This window comes from Streptomyces alkaliterrae (genome assembly GCF_007097205.2).
GTDB lineage: Bacteria > Actinomycetota > Actinomycetes > Streptomycetales > Streptomycetaceae > Streptomyces > Streptomyces alkaliterrae.
The window spans coordinates 1-3,952 of the sequence record NZ_VJYK02000412.1 but is presented as its reverse complement, the minus strand read 5'-3'; the positions used below and the strand labels follow the sequence as shown (position 1 = coordinate 3,952).

Here is a 3,952-nt window from a genome sequence, read left to right as displayed (position 1 = left end):
GGAGAGGCCCGCGCCGTGTCCCCCTCCCCCGCGCCGACGCTCGCCACGGCCCTGCTCGTCGCGGCCGTCATCGTGCACGACCGCGACTCCGACCGCGTCCTGATGCTCAGGCGCGGGCCGAACGCCAAGGTCGCGCCCGGCAGTTGGGACCTGCCGGTGGGCAAGAACGAACCGGGTGAGCCGATCACCCTCTCCGCCGTCCGCGAGCTGCGCGAGGAGACCGGTCTGGCGGTCGCCGCGCCCGATCTGCGTCTGGCGCACGTGGTGCACGGCCGGGCGGGCGCCGAGGCACCGGGCGGCTTCCTCACCGTCGTCCTGGCGACGACCCGCTGGGCGGGCGAGCCGGAGAACCGCGAGCCGGAGAAGCACTCGCGGCTCGCTTGGGTCCCGATCGGGGCGCCACCCGAGGAGACGTACGCACCGGCCGCCGAGGCCATCGCCGGGTACCGCGCCGGGCGCCCCTCGGTGGTGCTCACCGGCTGGGACGGGATGCCGTCGTGAGCCACCGGACGCCGGCACCGGCGGACGCCACTCCGCCGATCGACGGGGACCTCGCGGCGCGGCTGGTGGCCGGGCAGTTCCCCCGTTGGGCAGGTCTGCCGCTGGCCCCCGTGGACCCCGCCGGCTCGGACCACGTGATCTTCCGGCTCGGCGACGACATGGCGGTGCGGCTGCCGCGAGGTGACTGGGCGGCCGGGCAGGCGCCCAAGGAACACCGCTGGCTGCCGGGGCTCACTCCGGCACTGCCGCTGGCCGTTCCCGAACCGATCGCGCTGGGTGAGCCGGACCTCGGCTATCCGTGGCCGTGGTCGGTCGCCCGGTGGCTGGACGGCGCCCCGGCGACGGTGGCGGGCCTCGGCGACTCGGCGGCCGACGCCGTACGACTCGCCGACTTCCTCAACTCCCTACGCCGACTGCCCCCACCCTCCGGCGGCCCGCACGCCGAGCTGGTCGGCGGCACCCTCGCCGCGCGGGACGCGGCGACGCGTGCGGGCATCAAGGCCGTGGCAGGCACGTTCGACGCCCGGGCCCTGACCGAACTGTGGGACGACGCGCTCGCCGCCCCCGCGTGGCGCGGCACACCCGTGTGGTTCCACGGCGACATGCACACCGGCAACCTGCTCACCCGCCGGGGTCGGTTGAGCGCCGTCATCGACTTCGGCAGCCTCGGTGTGGGTGACCCCGCGTGCGACCTGGTCGTGGCGTGGACGCTGATGTCCCGGCGAAGCAGGGACGCCTTCCGCGACGCCCTCGGCCTGGACGACGCGACGTGGCTGCGCGGCATGGGCTGGGCGCTGACCACCGGCCTCAACGCGTACACCGCCTACGCCGCGACGAACCCCCGGGTTGCCGAGCAGACCCGCCGCCAGATCACCGAGGCCGTGGCGGATCACCGGGCCCTCGCCCGGGTCAGCCGAGGCCCTGGCGGTCGGGCGTGAGGGCGAAGCGCTGTGCGCGGTCGTCCGGTACGGCGTCGGCGACCGCCTCGTGCAGCAGCGCCCACTGGCGTTCCAGGGCGGGCCGCCGTGAGGGCGGGCTGAGCAGCAGCAGGTCGGCGACGAGCGCCACCAGTCGACGGCTGACCTGGGGGCTGGCGGCGCCGTAGACGCGGATCTCGGTCAGCGCCAGGTCCAGCAGTTCCGACCAGGTGGGAACGGGTTCGACCAGGCGCACGGTGCCGTCGTGGTCGCGGTGCCGCTGGTCGCCGAGCGGTTGGGTGAGGAGGCCCGCGAGGACCACCTCCACCCGGTCCAGCGCCTGTACGGCGGTGGTGGGGTCGTTCACTCCCGGGGAGAGGGCGCGCGCGGCGATGTCGACGAGCTGGCGCAGACCGAAGGCGACGTCCTGCTCCATGGTGCGGTCGGCCCCGACGTCGACGCAGCGCCGCAGCTCGGACCGGCGTCGCGGCTCACCGCCGTGGCAGCGGAAGAGCGGGGCGCCGGTGGGCAGGTAGTCGCCCACCCGGGGCACCAGGCGCAGGCAGACGTCCTCGGCTCTGGCGAGCGCCACCAGCCGGTCGAGGTGGACCGCCTGGAGTACGCCGGACGGCCCGTTGTGCACGAGCACCCCGCCGGGGTCGTCCGGCCCCCACTCGGGCCGCTCGGCGGCCGACCGGGACGCCGCGTCGCCGTCCGCGTCGCCGTCGAGGACGGACGGGTTGCCGGCCGGCTCCTCCGGTGGGTCCACGGCCGGGCCGCGGACCCACCGGGAGGGCAGCATGCGCAGGGTCTCGGCGGTGACGAGGTCGAGGACGTGGGTGACCCGCATCAGCCGGATGGTGGAGTGCACGTACACCACGAACATGGCCAGGCTGGCCACCACGAAGCCCATCGCCAGCGCGTATCCCACGTACGGGGTCACGGAGTCCTGCGACGTCGGGGCCGGGCCGTACTCGCGCTGCATCCGCAGGGTGTACAGGAACGTGCAGAGGAAGAGCGCGAGCGTCAGCTTGGTCACCCAGCTCTCCACGTACAGCCGGAGGATGCGCGGCGAGAGCTGGCCGCCGGCCATCTGGAGTGCCACCAGGGTGATCGAGAAGACCACACCGATGAACGTCAGCATGGCCGAACTCATCGTCTGGACGGCGTCCTTGGCGGAGGCCCCGAACTCGGCGGTGGCACGGAAGAACCAGAGGTCCGCGACGTCGAGCCACTCCAGCCGGGTGCCGAGTTCGTGGATCAGCTCGTCCGCGACCACGGCCGCCGTGGCCAGCGTCCAGCCGGCGACGATGCCGAGGAACGGCACGACGAGGAACGACTCGCGGACCCGTTTGCGCAGCCGTGACAGTACGCCTGTACGGCGGCGCGACCCGTTTCCACTCACCCGTCCACGGTCGCCGAAACGACCGCCGGGCGCTTCCGGGCGGCGGCCGGGGCTGCGCCGAACGGCGGTGCCCCGGGGCCGGACCGGCGGCGGTCGCTCAGCGGCGGGTCAGTCGCGCTCAGCGGCGGGTCAGCCGCCAGAGGGTGGTGGTCTCGGCGGCCCGGGCGGCGTGCAGCGGGTCGTCGGCGTCGGCTGCCTTGGGATGGCGGGGTGAGGCGTCGAGGCGGCCGACGACCGTCAGGCCGGCGTCCGCGACCAGCCCGGCGAGTTCGTCCGGTGCTCGCAGCTCCAGCAGTTCGGCCAGGTCGGACATGACAAGCCAGCCCTCGCCGCCGGGTGCGAGCGCGGGGGCGAGCCCGGCCAGGAAGCCGCGCAGCATGCGGCCGCCGGGATCATAGACGGCGTGTTCCACCGAAGAGGTGGGTTTGGCCGGGAGCCAGGGCGGGTTGCAGACGACGAGCGGATAGCCCTGGAAGTCGGGGTCGGGAGCCGGCGGGAAGAGGTCGGCGGCCACGACGTCGACCTGGTCGGCGACGCCGAGCCGGGCCGCGTTCTCCCTGGCGCACTCCAGCGCCCTCGGGTCCTGGTCGGTGGCGACGACACGGGCGACGCCGCGCCGGGCGAGCAGCGCGGCCAGTACGCCGGTGCCGGTGCCGACGTCGAGCGCGAGCGAGCGGTCGGCGGGCAGTGGCGCCCGCGCTACCAGGTCGACGTACTCGCCCCGGATCGGCGAGAAGACGCCGTGGTAGGCGTACACCCGGTCGCCGCCGAGCGCCGGGACGGGCACGCCCTTGCGACGCCACTCGTAGCCGCCCACCACGCCGAGGAGTTCCCGCAGGGAGACCGCGCAGGGGCCGTCGGGCGCGCTCGGGCCGTAGGCGTGCTCGCAGGCCTCGCGCACGTCGGGCGCGCGGCGCAGCGGCACCTCCCACCCCGGTTCGACGGGCACCAGCAGCATGCCGAGCAGCCGGGCTCGGCGGCCCTGCGCCTGGCGGTGCAGATGTCGGCGGCCACGACGTCGACCTGGTCGGCGACGCCGAGCCGGGCCGCGTTCTCCCTGGCGCACTCCAGCGCCCTCGGGTCCTGGTCGGTGGCGACGACACGGGCGACGCCGCGCCGGGCGAGCAGC

General features: G+C 75.1%; 4 protein-coding genes. 2 read left to right on the top strand and 2 right to left on the bottom strand.

Annotated features, from left to right (window positions below; genetic code table 11):
- Window positions 1-15: 15 nt before the first annotated feature.
- The gene (locus FNX44_RS24750; RefSeq protein WP_143651220.1) at window positions 16-501 is read left to right on the top strand and encodes an NUDIX domain-containing protein; all 486 of its coding nucleotides are present in this window, start codon (window positions 16-18) and stop codon (window positions 499-501) included.
- Window positions 498-1,439, top strand: a complete 942-nt coding sequence (locus FNX44_RS24745; protein WP_143651219.1) for an aminoglycoside phosphotransferase family protein — start codon at window positions 498-500, stop codon at window positions 1,437-1,439. Before FNX44_RS24750 ends, FNX44_RS24745 begins: the two co-directional genes overlap by 4 nt.
- Here the strand turns inward: FNX44_RS24745 and FNX44_RS24740 are convergent.
- A complete protein-coding gene (locus tag FNX44_RS24740) occupies window positions 1,411-2,823 on the bottom strand; it encodes a DUF2254 domain-containing protein (protein WP_143651218.1) in 1,413 nt (470 codons plus the stop codon). The two genes, FNX44_RS24745 and FNX44_RS24740, sit on opposite strands and share 29 nt — an antisense overlap.
- A 118-nt stretch (window positions 2,824-2,941) precedes the next feature.
- The coding region (locus tag FNX44_RS24735; RefSeq protein WP_143651217.1) for a methyltransferase at window positions 2,942-3,952 on the bottom strand (1,011 nt) is incomplete at its 5' end.